The following is a 19,547-nucleotide window of genomic DNA, read 5'->3' on the forward strand; positions in this document are numbered from 1 at the left end:
GTGCTCGCCTCCGACGGCGGCGTGGTGCGGCTGCGACCCATCACCCCCGAGGACGCGGAGCCCATGCAGCGGTTCCACGCGGGGCTCTCGGATCGCACGCGTTACCTGCGCTACTTCGGGCCGTATCCGCGAATGACGCCGAAGGATCTGTACCGCACCACCCACGTGGATTATCACGACCGGGTCGGGCTGGTGATCGAGCTGGGCGACGAGATCATCGCGGTGGGACGGTACGAGTATCTGGCCGAACGGGGTGAGCCCCGGGCCGCCGAGGTGGCCTTCGTGGTGGCCGACGGGCATCAGGGGCGCGGGCTCGGGTCGATCCTGCTCGAACATCTGGCGGGCGCGGCGGCCGAGAACGACATCGACACCTTCGTGGCCGAGGTGCTGGCCGAGAACAACGCCATGGTGCAGGTGTTCCGGGATGCCGGGTACCAGGTGCGGCGCAGTCGCGACGGGTCGGTCCTGCACCTGGAATTCGCCATCGACCCCACCGAGGCGCTGTTGTCGGTGCGGGACTCGCGCGAACGCGCCTCCGAGGCGCGCAGTGTGGGAAATCTGCTGTCGCCCAAGTCCGTTGCCGTGATCGGCGCGACACCCTCCACCGGGCGGGTGGGCGGCGCGGTGCTGGCGAATCTGCTGTCGGGCACCTTCCAGGGGCCGGTTTTCCCGGTCAACCGCAATCGCGCCGCCGTCCGCGGGGTGCGGGCGTACGCGACCGTCCGCGATATTCCCGACGAGGTCGACCTGGCGGTGATCGCCGTCCCCGCCACCGAGATCGATTCCGTGCTCGACGACTGCATGGCCAAGGGCGTCAAGGGGCTGGTGGTGCTGACCGCCGGATTCTCCGAGACCGGCCCGCGCGGCTACGCCGCCGAACGCAGCCTGGTCGACGCGGCCCGCGCCCACGGTATGCGGGTGGTGGGCCCGAGCGCGCTCGGCATCGCCAATACCGATCCGGCCATCGCACTCAACGCCACCCTCGCCCCGGTCCTGCCCGGCCGCGGGCGGATCGGCTTCTTCTGCCAGTCCGGCCCGCTCGGCGGGGCCATTCTGGCCGAGGCCGCGGCCCGGCAGCTGGGCCTGTCCACCTTCGTCTCCGCCGGCAATCGTGCCGATGTCTCCGGCAACGATCTGCTCCAGTACTGGGACAGCGACCCGGATACCGATGTGGTGCTGCTGTACCTGGAGACCTTCGGCAATCCGCGCAAGTTCTCCCGCATCGCCCGTCGGGTGGCCCGCAGCAAACCCGTGGTCGCGGTGAACAGTGGCCGCAATGTGGCGCAGGCGGAGGGGGAGCGGGATCTGGACCGGTCGCTGGTGCGCAACCTGTTCGCGCAGGCGGGCATCATCCAGGTCGACTCCATCGCCGAACTGTTCGATTGCGCCATGCTGGTCGGTTATCAGCCGCTGCCCGCGGGCAAGCGACTCGCGGTGATCGGCAACAGCGCCGCCCTCGCCTGGCTGGCCGTCGACGCCGCCCGCGGCGAGGGCCTCGACGTCGGCGAACCCATCGACCTGGGACCACAGGCGAGTCCGGCCGACTATCTCACCGCCGTGGCCGCCGCGGTCAGCGACAGCGAGGTGGACGCGGTCATCGTCGTGTACTCACCGCCGGTCGCCACCGGTGTGGCCGCCTTCGCCGAGGCCATCCGTTCCGGTGCGCAATCCGATCCGGACACACCGGTGCTCACCACCTTCGTCGCCGATCAGGGCATGCCCAATCTGCTCGCCACGCGCGGTGCGGGCGGTTCGGTGGAACGCGGCTCCATCCCGTCCTACGCCGATCCGGAGCGCGCGGCGCGGGCCGTGGCCCGGGTGCGGCGCTACGCCGACTGGGTCGCCCGCCCGATCTCCCCGGTGGCGCGGCCGGACGGACTCGACACCACCCGCGCCCGTGACCTGGTGGCCGGGTGGATGGCGGCGGACGAGGGCCGCTGGCTCACCGATCTGGAAGCCGTGGACCTGCTGGCCTGCTACGGGATTCGCATCGTCGAGTTCCGGGAGGTGCTCGACGCCGATGCCGCCGTGGCCGCGGCCGAGGAACTCGGTTACCCGGTGGCGGCCAAGGCGACCGGTGAACTGTGGCGCAACCGGCCCGACCTCACCGGGGTGCGGCTGGACCTGTGGCGCTCCGACGCGGTGCGGCGCGGCTACACCGACCTCGCGGAGGTGTCCGGCAATCCGGTGGTGCACATCCAGCGGATGGCCACCAAGGGGGTGGGCTGCACCTTCCGCGTGCAGGACGATCCGTCCTTCGGTTCGGTCATCAGCTTCGGCCTGTCCGGCACCATCATCGACCTGCTCGGAGACCGTGTGTACCGGGCGCTGCCGCTCACCGAGGCCGAATCCGCGGAACTCATCGACGCGCCGCGCGCCGCCCCGCTGCTGTCGGGCACCGTCGGCGGGCGCACCATCGACAAGCCGGTGGACCGTGGCGCACTCGCCGAGATCGCCCAGCGCATCTCCGCGCTGTGCGACGACCTACCGGAGGTGCGGGAGCTGCTGTGCGAACCGATCCTCGCCTCCCCGGAGGGCGCGGCGGTGCTCTACGGCCGGGTCCGCATCGGTCCCGAACCGAGTCGATTCGATATCGGTCCCCGTCGTTTGGCGTAAACGATCGGTGGGTCGGCGGCGATACTTCCGACATGTCCGCTCTGCTCTCGGCTCGCCGTCGATCCGCCCGCGCGCTGTCCGCTTCCGCATTCGTTCTCGGCGTCGCGCTCGCCGCCACCGCGTGTTCGGTCTCGATCGGCGGCGGTCCCGTCGTCGAGGAGGCGGAACTCGAGAACTCGATCAAGCAGACGCTCACCGACCAGGTGGGTGTCGCCCCCGACGCCATCGACTGCCCCGGCGATCTGCGCGGGAAGGAGGGCACCACCATGCGCTGCACCCTGACCGCGGGCGCCGACACGCTCGGGTTGACGGTGACCGTGACCGGCACCGACGGCGATACGGTCAACTACGACGTGCAGGTCGACGAGTCGTGAGGCTGCGCGCCGCGCGATAGCCGCGGGTGTGCCCGGTCCGCCTCCCGCGGCGAAAGCGGGCAGAATTCATCCCATGCGGGAAGATCGGATCGAAACAGCCACCGCGCCGCTGCGCGACGACATCCGGTTCCTCGGCGGGATCCTCGGCGACACCATCCACGATCACGAGGGGTCGGACGTCTTCGACCTCATCGAACGGGTGCGGGTGGAGGCGTTCCGGGTCCGGCGTTCGGAGGTGGAGCGTCGCGCCGTCGCCGACATGGTCCGCGATGTGGACATTCACACCGCCATACCGCTCATTCGCGCCTTCAGCCATTTCCTGCTGCTGGCCAACCTCGCCGAGGACCTCCAGCGCGACCGCCGCCGCGCCGTGCACATGGCGGCCGGGGAGCCGCCGCAGGACTCCAGCCTCGCCGCCACCTACCGCAAACTCGACGCCGCCCGGCCCGACGCCGATATCGCCGCCGAACTGCTGCGCGACGCCCTGGTCTCGCCGGTCATCACCGCGCATCCCACCGAGACGCGGCGTCGCACCGTCTTCGACGTGCAGTCACGCATCACCGAACTCATGCGGCGGCGGCAGCGGTACGCCGAGACCGAACCCGAGTACGCCGCGCTCGAGAGCGATATCCGACGCCAGGTGCTGCTGCTCTGGCGTACCGCGCTGATTCGGCTGGCACGCTTGCGGATTCAGGACGAGATCGAGGTCGGCCTGCGGTACTACGATCTCACCCTCTTCGACGTCATCCCACGCATCAACGCCGAACTGCGTCAGGCGCTGCGCACGCGCTGGCCCGAACAGGAGCTGCTGACCCGGCCCATCCTGCGGCCGGGCTCCTGGATCGGCGGCGACCGGGACGGCAATCCGAACGTCACCGCCGAGGTGGTGCACCGGGCCACCCACCGCGCGGGGGCGGTGGCCTTCGGCAACTACCTCACCGCGCTGGTGGATCTGGAGAAGCAGCTCTCGCAATCGGCGCGGCTGGTGCCGGTCACCCCCGCGCTCGCGGCGCTCACCGACGAGGGCTACGACGATTCGCCGCAGCGCGCCGACGAGCCCTACCGGCGTGCCCTGCGCGGTATCCGCGCCCGGCTCAGCGCCACCGCGCAGCGATCGCTCGGCGAAATCCCCGCCGACGGCATCGATGTCGGTGCGCGCCCCTACAGCGGACCGCGCGAGCTCCTCGACGAGCTGTGCGTGGTGGACGCCTCCATGCGCGCCTCCGGCGACGGGCTGCTCGCCGACGACCGTCTCGCCGCGCTGCGAAACGCGGTGGAGACCTTCGGATTCCATCTGCAGGGCCTGGACATGCGGCAGAACTCGGAAGTGCACGAGCAGGTGGTGGCCGAGCTGTTCGCCTGGGCCGGAGTGCATTCCGACTACGCGTCGCTCGACGAGGCGCAGCGGGTGGAACTGTTGGCCGCCGAGCTCACCACCCGCCGTCCGCTGGTCGGCCCGAACGCACGGCTCAGCGAGTTGGCCACCAAGGAACTGGGTGTGGTGCGGGCGGCCCGCACGGCCCTCGACGACCTGGGCGCGGATACCGTGCCGAACTACATCATCTCCATGTGCACCTCGGTCAGCGACATGCTGGAGGCGGCGTTGCTGCTGAAGGAGGCGGGGATCCTGGATCCGGGCGACGCGCAGACGCCGCCGTCGAGTCCGGTGGGCGTGGTGCCGCTGTTCGAAACCATCGACGATCTGCGTCACGGCGCGGACATCCTGGTGGCCGCGCTGGAGGTGCCCGCCTATCAGCGGCTGGTCGCGGCACGCGGCATGCGACAGGAGGTCATGCTCGGCTACTCCGACTCCAACAAGGACGGTGGATATCTCGCCGCCAACTGGGCGCTGTACCGTGCCGAACTCGATCTGGTGGAAGCGGCGCGCAAGACGGGAATTCGCTTGCGGCTCTTCCACGGTCGCGGCGGCACGGTCGGTCGCGGCGGCGGGCGCAGCTATGACGCCATCCTGGCGCAACCCGCCGGAGCGGTGCGCGGTTCGCTGCGGCTCACCGAGCAGGGCGAGGTCATCTCCACCAAGTACGCCGATCCCGGCACCGCGTACCGCAATCTGGAGGCGCTGGTGGCGGGCACCCTGGAGTCCACGCTGCTGGATGTGGAGGGGCTCGGCGCGGATGCCGAACCGGCCTACGAACTGCTCGACGAACTGGCCGAACTCGCGCGCCGGGCCTATGCCCGCCTGGTGCACGACACCCCCGGTTTCGTGGAGTACTTCCGTGCCTCCACTCCCATCGCGGAGGTCGCCGACCTCAACCTGGGCAGCCGCCCCGCCTCCCGCAAGCCCACCAATTCGGTTTCGGATCTGCGGGCCATTCCGTGGGTGATGGCCTGGAGTCAGTCGCGGGTCATGCTGCCCGGCTGGTACGGCACCGGTTCGGCCTTCGAGCAGTGGATCGGCGACGATCCGGACCGGCTGGCCACCCTGTCGGACCTGTATCGGCGGTGGCCGTTCTTCCGCACGGTGCTGTCGAATCTCGCCCAGGTGATGGCCAAGGCCGATATGGACATCGCCGCCACCTATGCCGAGCTGGTTCCCGATGAGGCGTTGCGCGACACCGTATTCGGGATGATCCGGGACGAGTACGCCCGCACCGTACGCGTGTACGCCGCCATCACCGGCAGCGACGAATTGCTCGCCGACAACCCGGCGCTGGCCGAATCCATCCGCAACCGCTTCCCGTACCTGGAACCGCTGAACCAGATGCAGGTGGAACTGCTGCGCCGCCGCCGCGCCGGAGACGATTCCGAACTCGTGGAGCGCGGCATCCTACTCACCATGAACGGCCTGGCGACCGCGTTGCGCAACTCCGGCTAGCGGTCCGGCTCCACGCTGCGCGTCGAACCCGGCCGTAGGCGGTCACCGCGAACGAAAGTGCCGGTCGGTCCACGCTGTCCCGAGGGGTTGGTGGGCAGCGGGAACCGACCGGCGTTGGTGTCGGACCGGCGCCTCGAGACGGCCCGACGATCTGGGGTCTAGCTCGCGTAGGCGCGCAGGCGGTCGGCGCGCTCGCCCTTGCGGAGCTTGGACATGACCTCACGCTCTATCTGGCGAACCCGCTCGCGGGACAGGCCGAAGAGCTTGCCGATCTGGTCCAGGGTGCGCGGCTGGCCGTCGTCGAGGCCGTAGCGCAGGCGGATGACCTGCTGTTCGCGCTCATCCAGGGTGGCCAGCACGGTGCGCACGTCGCGGTGCAGCAGACCCGCGATGACCGCGCTCTCCGCGGAGGTGGCCTCGGAGTCCTCGATGAAGTCGCCCAGCGGGGCTTCCTCGTCATTGCCGACCGGCATGTCCAGGCTGACCGGATCGCGGCTGTGGTCCAGCAGATCGGCGATCTTCTCGACCGGAATGCCCGACTCCCGAGCCAGCTCGGCGTCGGTGGCCTCGCGTCCCAGCTGCTGATGCAGTTCGCGCTTGATCCGGGCCAGCTTGTTCACCTGCTCGACCAGGTGCACGGGGAGCCGGATGGTGCGGCTCTGATCGGCCATACCGCGGGTGATGGCCTGCCGGATCCACCAGGTGGCGTAGGTGGAGAACTTGAAGCCCTTGGTGTAGTCGAACTTCTCCATGGCTCGGATCAGGCCGAGATTGCCCTCCTGGATCAGGTCCAGCAGCGGCATACCGCGACCGGTGTAGCGCTTGGCAAGCGACACCACGAGACGCAGGTTGGCTTCGAGCAGATGCTGGCGCGCGGCCTGACCTTCGCGAACCAGGATCGCGAGATCCTTCTTCTTCGCGGCCGACAGCCGTTTGCCGGTCTCCAGCAAATGCTGAGCGTAGAGGCCCGCCTCGATGCGCTTGGCCAGCTCGACCTCGTCGGCCGCCGTCAGCAGCGCCGTCTTGCCGATCCCGTTCAGGTACACACGTACCAGGTCGGCGGCGGGGCTCTGGGCGTCGAGGTCCTGTTCGCTGGTGCGCACGTCAGTGGTGGCGGGGCTTGTCATGACTTGCCTCCTGTCGGTGGTGTCTCACTCCGATCAACGGACCCGACATTCGGAAAGTTCCCCGCCGTGAGCCTGATAAACCGCATCTGAGCTGCGGTTTCATCACGCTTCGGCTGAGAAGTTCCTGAGAAGGGTCCGCCCGGGGAACGCGGCCCCCCAACGGGTCCGCGCCGATTTCCGGATGGTTGCCGTAACCGGAACCCAACTTCCGCATACGCCCCTCGGATAGGCGTTTTCGGCGAGAAGTAACCCCGCCGTCGGACGTTGTGTGGTGTGGGTCTCGTGGGAGCAGCTCAACCGATAGATGAAACGACGGGTGGTCACCGGGCATTCCCTGGGGAATGCCTGGGACCACCCGCCGTGACGTGTGCGTTTCGCCGAACTACCGAACCGGTCGGATCAGGCCGTGCCGGACCAGGTCCAGCACCACCCGCAGGGCGGCGGTCCGGAACTCCGGGGTTGCCGTGTCACCGGACTCACCGAAGGCGAGCAGTTCGACCAGATCAGCCAGCGGCAGCCCGTCGGGCCGCATCCCGGCCAGCAGGGCGGCGATGGCGTCGTCGATCTCGTGCTGCCAGCGCGGGCCGTCCCCGCGATGCAGGCGCGCCACCCGCTGCTCCCAGCCGTGCGGGCCCGGCAGCGAGACCCGCTCCAGCGCCGTCGCGGCATCCACCTCGAAGCGTGCCGACCACGCCACCTCGGGATCGGCGGCCACCGCCCGCAGCCACGCCGAGCGCTCGAACCAGCGGGTGGCCTCCGCTCCCAGCGGATCGTCGAAACCGTGCGTGAGGTCCTCGGCCAGCAGCTCGGTCGGGCCGTCGATGGCGCGCAGATAGACGAAGCCGAAACCGATGCCCTCCACCTCCGCCGCCGCGAACGCGTCCAACCAGGCCTCGGCGCGGGCCTGCGCGGCCGGATCGCGCGGATCGAGTCCGGCGTCGCGCAGCCAGGTGCCGACATAGAGCGCGGGATCGGCCACATCGCGCTGCACAATCCAGGCGTCCACCCCGTGATCGGGCAGCCAGCGCGATACCCGGCCGCGCCAGTCCTCGCCCTCGATATGGACCCAGGAGGCCAGCATGGCGGCCGTACCGCCCGGATTCAGCAGGGCGGGGGCACCCGACACGACGAGTTCGCTGGCCCCGTCCAGCGCCAGCCCGGAATCACGGTAGGTGTGCTCGACCCGGGCCGGGCCGACGACGAACGGGGGATTGGCCACCACCTGGTCGAAGCGGCGTCCCGTCACGGGGTCGAACCAGGAACCCTCGAGCAGTTCGAAGGTCAGGTCGTTGAGGGCGGCATTGGCCTCGGCCAGCCACAGGGCGCGCTGGTTCACGTCGGTGCCGGTGACGCTGCGGCCGTAACCGCTGGCGTGGACGGCCTGCACACCGCAGCCGGTGCCCAGATCGAGGACGGTGCCGACCGGTTCGGTCGGGGTAGCGCGCAGCAGCGACAGCGACGCCTGCCCGACCCCGAGCACATGGTCCGTGTCCAGTGCCCGCCGCCGCATGGAGTCGTCCAGATCTGACAGGATCCAGCGGGTGCCGTGGCCCAGGTCCAGGGGGCGCAGATCCAGTGCCGCCCACACCTCGCCGCCCTCACGGTCGAGCAGACCGGCGGCGACGGCGGCCTCGATATCGACCGGCCGCAGCGCCGCGGCCGCCTCCCGCTCGGGCACCGGATCACCGAGCAGCAGCAGCCGGATGAGAACGCCGAGTTCCCCGGCGGCCCGGGCGGCCCGGCGCACCGGCACCGGCTCGGAGCGCCCGAGGGCCGAATGCGCCGCATCGCCGAGCACGTCCAGGAGAGTGTCGGCGTCGTAGCCGACGCGGGTGAGGGCGGCGCGCAGGTCCGGGGCCAGTGCGGCGAGCAGAGACGAGGTGGTCGTCGGATTCGTCGGCATGACCGAAACTCTGCCACCGCAACCTTCGGGCATCGCGCAGCGGCCCCGGAACGTCACCGCCTGGGCGACCGTCCGGTGACGCAGTAGGGCTGGCCGCTCGGATCGGCCATGACGATCCATTCCTTGCCGATGCCCAGGCGTCGGGCGCCGAGCGATTCGTGCCAGGTCGCGATGGCCTCGGTGTCGGAGCTGGCCAGATCGATGTGCGCGGAGGTGGGACGGTCCTCGTCGAGGCGTTGCAGCAGGAACTGCACGAGTGGTCCGTCCGGCGGGCGGAGTCGCTCGAATTCCGGCCGCGCGGACGGTGTTCGGTCCCAGCCGGTGAGCTCGACCCAGAATCGGCTCTCGGCCTCGTAGTCCGCGGCTCCGATATCCAGGCACACCTGATCGAGTCGGGAACGGCTGCCGTCCGGGGCGACGACCACCGGTGTGTCGTCGGTGCCCGCGGAGCGGTCGAACGGTGTGAGGCAGAACGTCATGCCGTGCGGGGATTTCAGCACCGTGTAGTCGGGATGCTCCAGAACCGGCGTCGCGCCCAACTCCCGGGCCCGCTCCACCGCGGTTGGGACATCGTCGACATCGAGATCCACGTGCACGCGCGGATGGCTTTCCACCGCTTGTATCTTCACGCTGGGCGTGCCGGACTCCGGAAGCAGCGTCACGAATTCCGCGTTGTCGCCGCGGGTGTCCGACAGGCGGCTACCGGTGACGGTGGTCCAGAAGTCGGCCGCGGTGTCGAACTCGGCGGCGGGACGGTCCAGGAACACCCAGAGCCATCGAATCAGCATGTGTTCTCCTGTCACCGGAGGTTCATGTGCGCGGGAGTCCGGCGACCGTCAACCGTCGATCGCGCGGTGCTGGCCCGATTCCAGGGCGATCTGGCGGCGGCGCTCATCCCAGCGGCTCGGCTCGTCCTTACGGCGCGGCGGCCGGTCGTTGGCGACGAGCACCGCAATCCACGGCAGCGGAATGGAGACGCCGATGATCAGCAGCGAGATCACCCAGTTCTCCCACATGCTGTAGGCCACCGCCGCCAGGATCAGGCACGGGATCCGGAAGCCCATGAGGATGGTGTATCGACGCACCCGGTTCCGATGCTGCTGCTCCAGCGAGGTCTGCGCCTCGGTGATGAGCACCGGCTTCTCCGGCTCACCCTTGAAGAAGCCCTGCGAAGGCCGGGGCGGCATGGGTATGGAACCGGCCGGACGGAACTCGAACTCGGGGCGAACCGCGTCGCCATCGTGCTCGGCATCGGGGGTCTCGCCGTCACGCTGCATACCCCCGAGTCTTCCACCCTCGCCACCCGAATGCACACGGCGGTGGTCCCGGGCAGGGTTCCTGGCATCATGGAGGGCGTGAGCGCAGACACCCTGGTACGCCCCGATGAGACCACCGACGAGTCCACCGACAGCGACATCCCCAAGTACTTCCACTACGTGAAGAAGGACAAGATCGCCGAGAGCGCGGTCATGGGCACCCACGTCGTGGCCCTCTGCGGCGAGGTCTTCCCGGTCACCCGCTCCGCCAAGCCGGGCTCCCCCGTCTGCCCGGAGTGCAAGCGGATTTACGAGATGATGAAAAAGGATTGAGCTGTTTCCTCAGCTCGAGCGGCCTGAGCAGTGGCCGTAGCGTTGCTGCGTCGTCGACCGGTTGCCGTCGCACGCCGCCATCTGGGGTGACGAGGAAGGATCGTCAGCCCGATCGGGCGGTTTGACGTAATAATTGCGTCAAACTATCATGGTATCATGCTGTTCCCGACGCCTGAATTGACTGCTGTCGACGCTCGTGTCCTCGCCGATGTGGACCGGATGCGCGTCGACCTGCGTCACGAACTTCAGGGCAAGGCTGGCAAGTGGGCAAGTGGGCTGCGCAAGTTCCTGACGGCGGACGCTGTCGCCGCGTCGAACTCCATCGAAGGGTTCAGGGTCTCCACTGTCGATGTGGAGGACTTGATCGCCGGTGAGCGAGATGTCGAGGTTTCGGAGGAAAACAAGGCCGAGACGCTGGCCTACGAGCGGATGATGACTTACATCCGAACGTTGCATGATGTCGTCGATTTCGGCTACAGCAAGGGATTTCTGAACGCTCTGCACTGGATGCTGCAAGGGCATCGGCATACCGAGCGTCGCCCGGCCGGGCAGTGGCGTCCCGGCCCCGTGTACGTGACCGACGCTCGCGACCCGAGTATCGCTGCGTACACCGCCCCCGACGCGGACACGGTGCCGGCATTGATGGAAGAGCTTGTTGACTGGCTCAATATCGAGGACGGCACGCACCCGCTCGTGCGGGCGGCGATGGCGCACCTGCATCTGGTGTCCATCCATCCGTGGGCCGATGGCAACGGACGCATGTCGCGATCGCTGCAAACATTGATGATCGCCCGTGAAGGTGTTCTCGCACCGGAATTCTCGTCCATCGAGGCATGGCTCGGCAGGCCTGGTAACACGTGGGAGTACTACCAGGTGCTCGGCCGACGGGGCAGTACTTATCGGCCGAATCAGGATGTGTCCGAATGGATTCGGTTCAACTTGACCGCCTATCACCAGCAGGCGCAAACCGTGCATGCGCGCTGGGTTCGGTCCGGCACGGTGTGGGCGATGCTCGAGGAATACGTCAGGGGTATCCGCCTCGACGAAAGGGTTGTCAGCGCATTGCACGATGTCGCGATGTCCGGTCGTGCTCGCCGAACTCGATACGAACAAGCCGAAGGGCTGAGTCTGCAACAGGCGCAACGCGATCTGCGTGACCTCGTCACACTCGAGGTGCTCGAGCCGGTCGGTCGCACTCGCGCACGTTTCTACACTGCGGGACCGCGCTACCCCGTAGATGTGCTGGAGGTCTCAGGCACCCCCACGACCCTCGAGAATCCGTACGCCGAATAGCGCAAGCGGGCGGAGTAAGTCATCGAGCCCGTTGTCGGAACCAGCCGGACCTTCGTGTGGATGTCGCGGGTGGCCGCGCGAAATAGGGAGGAATGATCGACGGGTTCACGCTATGGTCACCATCGGTGACCGGCGGCGACGTGCCGGGGAGGGGTGGACGACTGTGATGATCGACGAGTTGGTCGTTCGCCGTACCTTGCGGGTGCCTGCGCCCGCAGGCGTGGCGGGTGATGGGTCCGTCGCGACTCGGCAGTTCGACGCCGTGTTGATGTCGGTGGGGTTCAAGCTCTCCGAGGAGCTTTTCGATCTGTTGTCGGCGCTGTCGGCGGGGGTGGTGATCGATACCGCGGTGAGCGTGCTCGCGGCTGTTCGCGGGATGGTCGGCGATCATGTCCAGCACAATGTCTACTTCCGGGACTTCCCCCGCCATGTGCCCGAGACGGTGGAGTTCTGGGCCGAGTGTCTGGTCGAGGCGTTGGCGGAGCCGGAGGTGGCGGAGCGGATCGGTGGTGATGTGCTGCTCGGTTCGTTGAATCTGCTGGATCTGCCGAAGTACGGACGCTACCAACACGATTACGCCGACATGCTGGCCGCGCACGCCGAGTTCATCGCGGGTGCGGGCGACCGGGTGACCGTGCTGCATGTCGGCGGGAAGGTGGCCGACGAAGCCGCCGGGCTGTACCGCGCGCTGGCGGGCGCGGCCACCCCGGGCAATGACGACGACCGGGAGGCGCTGCGCGCGCTTGCCCGGTACTGCGCGACCGATCCCCTTCAGCCGCAGGATATTCCGGTGCGAGAGAACCGGGCGCTGATCAATGCGGTGCGCCTGGAGTTGGGGCTGGAACCCTTGCTGGGGACGGTGACCGATGTGCTGCGGCTGGCGTGCGCGATCTCCGGTGGCGACGTCACGCTCGTCGAACCGACGCGGTTCCGCACGCTGCCGCGCTCCTATCGCAGAGCGCTGCTGGCCGGGCTGCACCGACTCGTGCTCGACAACCCGAGTGTGCTCGGGGATATTTCGCGCCATCGCGAACAGTGGAAACGGCTCGGTGAGCGCCTGCATCCGCACGAGTACCCGAAATGGCCGCGCGCGGCAGAGGTTTTCGCGGTGGCGCGCGGCGAGCTGGACGCCGAATCGACCGTGTCGCGTTTCGAGCGGCTGATGCGCTCGGGGCGTGTCGACGACGCGGCCGCTGTGCTGCGAACCCGGGCGCCGGGACTGCTGTTTCGGTCGGCGGACCGAGTGCTGCGCGCCAGCCCGACACCCGATCAGGACGCGATGGTCACCCGCATCGCCGACGCCGCTCCCGAGGTGTCGGGCCGGGTCCTGCTGTCACTGCGGGAGCACCTGGAGAACCGGGACGCGGCGCGCGGTCGACGGCGGGTGTTCATCAATCGGTCGGCCCGCGGCCACGCGATCGACGATGAGCGGCCGCCGATTTCGCGTGCGGCACTCGAGCGGTTGCGGGATGTGCTCGACGGCGAGATTCGCCGTCGCCATGCGGCGCTACCGCGCTGGGTGGTCGATCCGGACATGCTGAATGTCGCGCTGCCGATCAGCGGGAAGTCGATCGCGGGTGGATTCGGTACCCTGCCGCGCGGCTCGGTGTCAGCCGTGGACGGGCGGCTGCTGCGCTTTTTCGTGTACTGGCGAGAACACCAGCGGCGCACCGACTTCGACCTGTCCGCTCTGATGCTCGACGGTCGCTACGGCAGCCCGACGTGGCTGTCCTACACGAATCTGACCGCAGCCGGTGGATGCCATTCGGGCGACATCACCGAGGCACCGTTCGGCGCATCGGAGTTCATCGAAGTCGACCTGGCCAAGGTTCCCGCGCGGATTGTGATTCCCCAGGTGAACATCTACTCCGGGGAGGGATTCGATGAGGTCGCCGAATCGTTCTTCGGCTTCATGCTCCGCGAGGGCGAGCAGCGGGGCGCACCGTTCGAACCGCAGACGGTGCGCATGAAGTCGGATCTCCGTGGTGCTGGTCGCGTGGCCCTGCCCCTGGCGTTCATCCGCGGCGGAGGCAAGCGCTGGCGGGCGGTGTGGACCCACCTGCACCTGTCGGGACAAACGTTCAATCGGGTGGAGGACAACCGCCTCTCGACCGTCGACCTGATCCGCAGCGTGGTCGAACGCCGGTATCTGAAAGTCGGTTACCTCGCCGGATTGCTGGGCGCGGACATCGGCGATCCCAGCCCGGTGGCGGGCCAACCGATCACCTATGTCGGACGCGAGGACCCCGGGCAGCTGCCCGACGGTTCGATCGTGATCACACCGAGAAATCTCGCGGAGCTCGTTCCGGTGTAGTGCTAGAGTCGGTGACGGCGAGGCCATGGGGACGCTTCCTTCTCACACTTCACATGTTCCAGCATCTCCGCTTTCCTCGCCTTCACCTTTCGGTGCCGTCGCGGTTTCCGTTGCCCGGGAAGCGGTTTCCAGCCGAGTCGCGAGGATCTCGACCCCCGGCCCGGCGGTGTGTGCGAAACCCGCTGGGCGGCCGGTGATCACGAGCAGTAGGGCCAGCGTGGGGCCGTGGATCTCGAGTCCGTCGCCGTGTTCCCAGCTGGAATCGGTGGCGCGCAGCCGCACGCCGTCGAGGCGATGACGGTCCCAGACCGGCCAGCCGACCTCCACCGCGCGGTCGGCGGCGGCTTCGAGGGAGACGGTGATGGTGCGGCCCAGGGGGATGGCCATGTCCTGGGATATGCACCATGGTGTCGAAGAGAATGTTCCGGTAGCTGGTGAGCTCAGGCAGATCACCGACCCGTACGCGTGAGCGCGCGGGGGTGTCGGTGAGTGCCGGGGCTCCCGGTGGATCGGCCGCGCGTGGTGCCACTGGACAACGTCTGTACGATGCTTAGCCTGCCCTAATTTGTGGTGCCGCTCGCTACCGCCGAGCGATCCTGATGAAAGGTTTCCGATGCGCCCGAGCCCCCGCCGACTAGTCGTCTCGGCCGTTGTCGCCATGCTGTCCGCCGGTGTGCTCGCCGGTTGCGGTGCCTCGGAACCGATCGACGACACGGCGGCGGCATCCGACACCGAGGGCGTGGTGAACTACCCGCTGACGCTCGAGAACTGCGGTCTGTCACAGACTTTCGACCGGGCACCCGCCCGGGTGGTGTCCCTGGACCAGGGGTCCACCGAGATCCTGCTCTCGCTCGGACTGGCGGACAAGATCGTGGGCACCGCGTCCTGGACCGATCCGGTCCGGGATAATCTGGCCGAGGCCAATGCCGATGTGCCCCGGCTTGCGGACAATGCCCCGTCCTACGAGGCCGTGCTCGACACCGACCCGGATCTGATCACGGCATCGTTCGGGCGGCACTTCAAGCGGGAGGGCGGCGTCGCCACTCGGGAGCGGTTCGCCGAGACCGGCATCGAGACCTACCTGTCGCCCACCGACTGCGCGGACGGCCGGTCCATCAACGCCGGCGGAAAACGCACCCGGCCGCTCACCATGGACGCCCTCTATCAGGAGATCACCGAGCTCGCGCAGATCTTCGACGTGCCCGGCCGAGGCGCGCGGCTGGTGGCGGAGCTGAAGCAGCGCACCGATGCCGCCGTCGAGAAGGTGCGGGCCAGCGGGCAGACCGTCGGCTTCTGGTTCGCCGACACCAGGAGCCCGTACTTCGCCGGGGGGACGGGCTCGGCGAATCTGCTGGCCACCACGGTGGGGCTGACGAATATCTTCGCCGAGGTGGCCGACGACTGGCCGGCCGTGAGCTGGGAGGCCGTGGTGGACCGCAATCCGGACATCCTGGTGCTCGGTGATCTGGCCCGCACTCGCTTCCCTGGCGATCGCCTGGACGACAAGAAGGATTTCCTGGCGTCCGATCCGGTGGCGGGTGCGATGACGGCGGTACAGGGCAAGCGGTACATCGCACTGCACGGTGCCGAGCTGAATCCGTCGATCCGCGCCGTGGACGGCATCGAGAAGCTCGTCGACGGCCTCGCCCAACTGCCACCGCGGTGACCGCGCTCGATCGCGGCGGTCGCGTCGCCACCCGCAACCGCGCCACCGGCCCCGCCCTGATACTGGTCGGCCTCACCTTGCTGGTGCTGTCGGTGATGGTCGCCGTGACCCTGGGCACCGCGGACATCTCCCTGGTGAATGTGCGCGACATCCTGACCAACCACCTGCGTCTGACCGATATCCCGGTCCGGCGCACCGAGGACGCCATCGTCTGGGAGGACCGGCTGCCCCGCTCCCTGGTCGCCGCGGCATGTGGCGCCGGGCTGGCGGTGTGCGGTGTGGTGCTGCAGTCGCTGCTGCGCAACCCGTTGGCCGACCCGTTTCTGCTGGGCATCTCCTCCGGCGCCTCCACCGGCGCGGTGATCATCGGAGTGCTCGGCCTGGGCGGCGCGGTGATCGGCATGTCCGGTGGCGCGTTCGTCGGTGCGCTGCTCGCCTTCGCCCTGGTGCTGCTGCTGGCGCGCGGGTCGGGCGGCAGCAATGAACGGGTGATCCTGGCCGGAGTGGCCATGACCCAGCTGTTCTCCGCCCTGACCTCCTTCGTGATCTTCGCCTTCGCCGACTCCGACGAGACCCGGGGCGTGATGTTCTGGCTGCTCGGCTCGCTGGAGGGGGTGCGCTGGGACGATGTGTGGCTGACCGGCACGGTGGCGGTCGCGGGCGTGCTCGTCTGCGCGGTGCTGGCCTTCGTGCTGGACGCCTTCACCTTCGGTGACGAGGTGGCCGCCTCGCTCGGCATGCCGGTGCCGTGGGTGCGGGCCGGGCTGCTGGTGCTCACCTCGCTGATCACCGCCGCACTGGTGAGCGTGGCGGGCGCGATCGGCTTCGTGGGGTTGGTGCTGCCGCACGCGGCCCGGTTTCTGGTCGGTCCCGGGCACGCCCGGCTGGTACCGGTCGCCGCGATCTTCGGCGCCGTATTCCTGGTGTGGGTCGACGCGCTGTCCCGGGTGGCCTTCGCTCCCACGCCGCTGCCGGTGGGCGTCGGCACCGCCCTGATCGGCGTCCCGGTGTTCGTACTCATCATGTTCCGACGGAGGGCGGCCGCATGACACTCCACGCGGACAGCGTGACCTGGGATCGCGGTGGGGCGATCGTCGTCGACTCGGTCAGCGTGCATCCGGAGCCGGGGCAGACCGTGGGTCTGCTGGGCCCCAATGGTTCCGGCAAGTCCTCGCTGTTGCGGCTGCTCGCCGGGCTGGCGGCACCGACCGCCGGCACCGTCGAACTGGACGGGCGTGACCTGCGCCGGATCGGGCGGCGGGAGGTGGCACGGGCGGTGGCCGTGGTCTCGCAGCACGCGGACACCAATGTCGACGTCACCGTGCGGGAAGTGGTGCGGCTGGGCCGGATTCCGCATCGTGGCCTGTTCGACAGCGATCGCGCGGCCGACGATGCCGCGGTCGTCGCCGCGCTGGCACACACCGGCCTGGAGGACAAGGCCGACCGCCTGTGGCATCGGTTGTCCGGCGGTGAGCGGCAACGGGTGCAGATCGCCCGCGCGCTGGCCCAACAGCCACGGGAACTGCTGCTCGACGAACCCACCAACCACCTGGACATCCACCATCAACTGGAGTTGATGGCGCTGGTGGCACGGCTGCCGGTGACCTCGATCGTCGCCCTGCACGATCTGAACCTGGCCGCCATGTTCTGCGATCACCTGATCGTCTTGCGCAACGGTCGGGTCATGGCGGCCGGGCCGGTCCGTGAGGTGCTCACCGCCGACCTGATCGCCGAGGTGTATCAGGTGCGCGCCGAGGTCACCGACACCGCCGACGGCGGGCTGCACATCCGCTTCCTGCCCACGGCGGTCGCGGTGGAAGCGCGGTGATCGGTCGGCTGCCCGGTGGGGACCGCCGCGTGACGGCGGTGAGTGGGTTCCGGGCGGCCGGTCCGGTGGTGCGCCTGCTGGTGCTGACCCAGTTGGCGTTCAATGTCGGATTCTTCATGGTGCTGCCGTATCTGGCGGTGCACCTGAGCGACGATCTCGCGCAGGGCTCGGCCGTGATCGGCGCGGTGCTGGGGTTGCGGACTGTCTCGCAACAGGGGTTGTTCATCGTCGGCGGGATACTGTCCGACCGGATCGGGGTGCGGCCGGTGGTGTTGCTGGGCTGCGCCTGCCGGGTGCTCGGATTCCTCGGATTGGGTCTGTCCACCGGTCTGGCGGGGATCGCCGTGGGAGCGGTGCTCACCGGTTTCGCCGGTGCGCTGTTCTCCCCGGCCGTGGAGGCCGCGCTCGCCCGCGCGGTCGCACCGGCGGCCACCGCGACGGACCCCGACCGCCCCGACGCTCGACTCGACAGTGCGCGTTCCGCGCGGCTCGGCGCGTTCGCCCTGTTCACCGCCTTCGGTCAGCTGGGCACCTTCCTCGGCCCGCTGGTCGGGGCCGTCCTGCTGCTGGTCGACTTCACCGCCGCCTGCCTGGTCGCCGCCGCGCTGTTCGTGGTGATCGGTTGCGCCCAGCTGCGCTGGCTGCCCGGCGACCCCGGCGAGCGCTCACATGGTGACGCGGGATCGGTGTCCGGTTGGCATGCGGCGCTGGCGAACCGCCGGTTCCTGGCCTTCGCCGCGGTGATGAGCGTGCAGCTGGTCGGTTACAACCAGCTCTACCTGCTGCTGCCATTGCAGGTGGACCGGGCATGGGGATCGGCGGCACCCCTGAGCGTGCTGTTCGCGGCGGCGTCGCTGCTGGTGGTCTTCGGGCAGCTGCCGGTCACCGCGGTCGTCGCGGATCTGCGGCCCGCGACGTGCCTGGCGGTCGGCCTGGCGTCGATGGCCGCCGCGTTCGCCGTCGGAGCGGCCGGTGTCGCGGCGAACCTGCGCGGTGCGGCGGCGCTGACCGTACTGGTCGGATTCATCCTGCTGTTCACGGTGGGCCAGATGATCGCCACCCCCACCGCCCGGGCGATGATTCCCGGCCTTGCCGGGGACCGCTGGCTGGGCACCTACTACGGGCTGTTCGCTTCGATCGGGGGACTGGCGGTACTGCCCGCGGCGACGGCCACCGGTCTGCTGTCCGATCTGCTACCCACCACCGGAATCGGCGCCGCCGGCCCGTGGCTGCTCATGAGCGGAGCCTTCGCCCTCGCCATCGTGCCCATCCTGCGCGGTGCCTCCCCGACGACGACGGTGCGCGCGGGCGAGGGCATGGTGAGCCGCTGATCAGCCAGCCCGGCCGCTCAGGGCGTCGGTCGGAGCATGGCCCAGTGCATCGGGCCGTCGTCGGGCAGCCGAGCTTCGCCGACGACCTTGAACCCCAGCGATTCGTAGAACGGCAGATTCGCCGCGTCCTGCGTCTCCAGAAACGCCTGTACGCCTTCGGCATCCGCGGCGGCCAGGCCCGGGGCGATGACCGCCCGCCCCAGACCCCGGCCGCGCCGGTCCGGGTCCACGCCGACGACGGCCAGACCCCAGACGGGCTCCGCGGGACGGTGCGCCTCGATCACCGGACCGTCCATCGCGACCACGTCGGCGCGGCTGCCGCTGATGTCCTCGAATTCCGCGGCGAGATCCGCGAAGACGCTGAGCGGGGTGCGCGGGGTCAACCAGACCGAGACGGCACTGTGGTCGTCGGTCACCCACACCCGCCCGTGGGGCAGGCCGATGCCGGTGAGGAACAGGCGCTGGTAGCGGGCCAGGCGGGTGAGGTAGTCGTCCGGGGCCAGGCTGCGCCGGGTCATCGGATAGTGCTCGAAAGCGCGGGTGAGGGTGCGGACCGCGGGGTCGATATCGGCGGCGGTGGCGGGACGGATGTCGGCTCGATCGAACGGATGACCCATACCCGCAAGGTACCTGCGTGGCGCGCGGGATGACGAGAACGCGCGATGGGTAA

16 protein-coding genes are annotated in these 19,547 nt (G+C 69.1%); 10 read left to right on the forward strand and 6 right to left on the reverse strand.

All coding sequences use genetic code 11. The annotated features are described in order from the left end of the window. The 3 genes from QK444_RS06505 to ppc all read left to right on the forward strand — a co-directional run. A partial coding sequence (locus QK444_RS06505) for a bifunctional GNAT family N-acetyltransferase/acetate--CoA ligase family protein (protein WP_282778069.1) occupies positions 1-2,616 on the forward strand: 2,616 nt, incomplete at its 5' end. Between the two features lie 32 nt (positions 2,617-2,648). Beyond that, entirely contained in the window at positions 2,649-2,990 is a 342-nt protein-coding gene (locus tag QK444_RS06510; RefSeq protein WP_143981758.1) for a DUF4333 domain-containing protein, read from the forward strand. A 73-nt stretch (positions 2,991-3,063) separates the two neighbouring features. Further along, on the forward strand, positions 3,064-5,826 hold the full coding sequence (gene ppc, locus QK444_RS06515; protein ID WP_282778071.1) for a phosphoenolpyruvate carboxylase: 2,763 nt from the start codon (positions 3,064-3,066) through the stop codon (positions 5,824-5,826). Positions 5,827-5,984: 158 nt separating this feature from the next. Here the strand turns inward: ppc and QK444_RS06520 are convergent, their stop codons facing one another. From QK444_RS06520 to QK444_RS06535, 4 genes are all read right to left on the reverse strand, one after another. Further along, the gene (locus QK444_RS06520) at positions 5,985-6,953 is read right to left on the reverse strand and encodes a sigma-70 family RNA polymerase sigma factor (protein ID WP_029923966.1); all 969 of its coding nucleotides are present in this window, start codon (positions 6,951-6,953) and stop codon (positions 5,985-5,987) included. A gap of 382 nt (positions 6,954-7,335) precedes the next feature. Further along, positions 7,336-8,856, reverse strand: coding sequence for a methyltransferase (locus QK444_RS06525; RefSeq protein WP_282778073.1), 1,521 nt, complete (start codon positions 8,854-8,856; stop codon positions 7,336-7,338). Between the two features lie 53 nt (positions 8,857-8,909). After that, positions 8,910-9,644, reverse strand: a complete 735-nt coding sequence (locus QK444_RS06530) for a VOC family protein (protein ID WP_282778074.1) — start codon at positions 9,642-9,644, stop codon at positions 8,910-8,912. Positions 9,645-9,692: 48 nt separating this feature from the next. After that, positions 9,693-10,043 (reverse strand): DUF3099 domain-containing protein, encoded by a 351-nt coding sequence (locus tag QK444_RS06535; RefSeq protein ID WP_029923961.1) that lies wholly within the window; start codon positions 10,041-10,043, stop codon positions 9,693-9,695. 168 nt (positions 10,044-10,211) lie between these two features. Between QK444_RS06535 and QK444_RS06540 the strand changes: the two genes are divergently transcribed. The 3 genes from QK444_RS06540 to QK444_RS06550 all read left to right on the forward strand — a co-directional run bounded on the left by QK444_RS06540 (position 10,212) and on the right by QK444_RS06550 (position 14,052). After that, positions 10,212-10,445, forward strand: a complete 234-nt coding sequence (locus tag QK444_RS06540) for a DUF3039 domain-containing protein (RefSeq protein WP_172544800.1) — start codon at positions 10,212-10,214, stop codon at positions 10,443-10,445. Between the two features lie 156 nt (positions 10,446-10,601). After that, the gene (locus QK444_RS06545) at positions 10,602-11,738 is read left to right on the forward strand and encodes a Fic family protein (protein ID WP_282778077.1); all 1,137 of its coding nucleotides are present in this window, start codon (positions 10,602-10,604) and stop codon (positions 11,736-11,738) included. 112 nt (positions 11,739-11,850) lie between these two features. After that, entirely contained in the window at positions 11,851-14,052 is a 2,202-nt protein-coding gene (locus tag QK444_RS06550; protein WP_282778078.1) for a TerD family protein, read from the forward strand. Positions 14,053-14,094: 42 nt separating this feature from the next. Here QK444_RS06550 and QK444_RS06555 read toward each other — a convergent pair whose 3' ends face one another. Further along, positions 14,095-14,439, reverse strand: coding sequence for a hypothetical protein (locus QK444_RS06555; RefSeq protein WP_282778080.1), 345 nt, complete (start codon positions 14,437-14,439; stop codon positions 14,095-14,097). Between the two features lie 226 nt (positions 14,440-14,665). Between QK444_RS06555 and QK444_RS06560 the strand changes: the two genes are divergently transcribed. The 4 genes from QK444_RS06560 (at position 14,666) to QK444_RS06575 (ending at position 18,877) form a co-directional block, all read left to right on the forward strand. After that, positions 14,666-15,718: an ABC transporter substrate-binding protein gene (locus tag QK444_RS06560; protein WP_282778081.1), complete on the forward strand. Its 1,053-nt coding sequence runs from the start codon at positions 14,666-14,668 to the stop codon at positions 15,716-15,718. A gap of 83 nt (positions 15,719-15,801) precedes the next feature. Further along, positions 15,802-16,767, forward strand: coding sequence for an iron chelate uptake ABC transporter family permease subunit (locus tag QK444_RS06565; protein ID WP_282778101.1), 966 nt, complete (start codon positions 15,802-15,804; stop codon positions 16,765-16,767). Further along, positions 16,764-17,546: an ABC transporter ATP-binding protein gene (locus QK444_RS06570; RefSeq protein ID WP_282778082.1), complete on the forward strand. Its 783-nt coding sequence runs from the start codon at positions 16,764-16,766 to the stop codon at positions 17,544-17,546. The genes QK444_RS06565 and QK444_RS06570 overlap by 4 nt, the downstream gene beginning before the upstream one ends. Before the next feature lie 29 nt (positions 17,547-17,575). Then, positions 17,576-18,877, forward strand: a complete 1,302-nt coding sequence (locus QK444_RS06575) for an MFS transporter (RefSeq protein WP_282778084.1) — start codon at positions 17,576-17,578, stop codon at positions 18,875-18,877. A 17-nt stretch (positions 18,878-18,894) separates the two neighbouring features. Here the strand turns inward: QK444_RS06575 and QK444_RS06580 are convergent, their stop codons facing one another. Continuing rightward, positions 18,895-19,494: a GNAT family N-acetyltransferase gene (locus tag QK444_RS06580; protein ID WP_282778085.1), complete on the reverse strand. Its 600-nt coding sequence runs from the start codon at positions 19,492-19,494 to the stop codon at positions 18,895-18,897. Positions 19,495-19,547: the final 53 nt, after the last annotated feature.

The organism is Nocardia sp. CC201C (assembly GCF_030010695.1).
Classification (GTDB): domain Bacteria; phylum Actinomycetota; class Actinomycetes; order Mycobacteriales; family Mycobacteriaceae; genus Nocardia; species Nocardia otitidiscaviarum.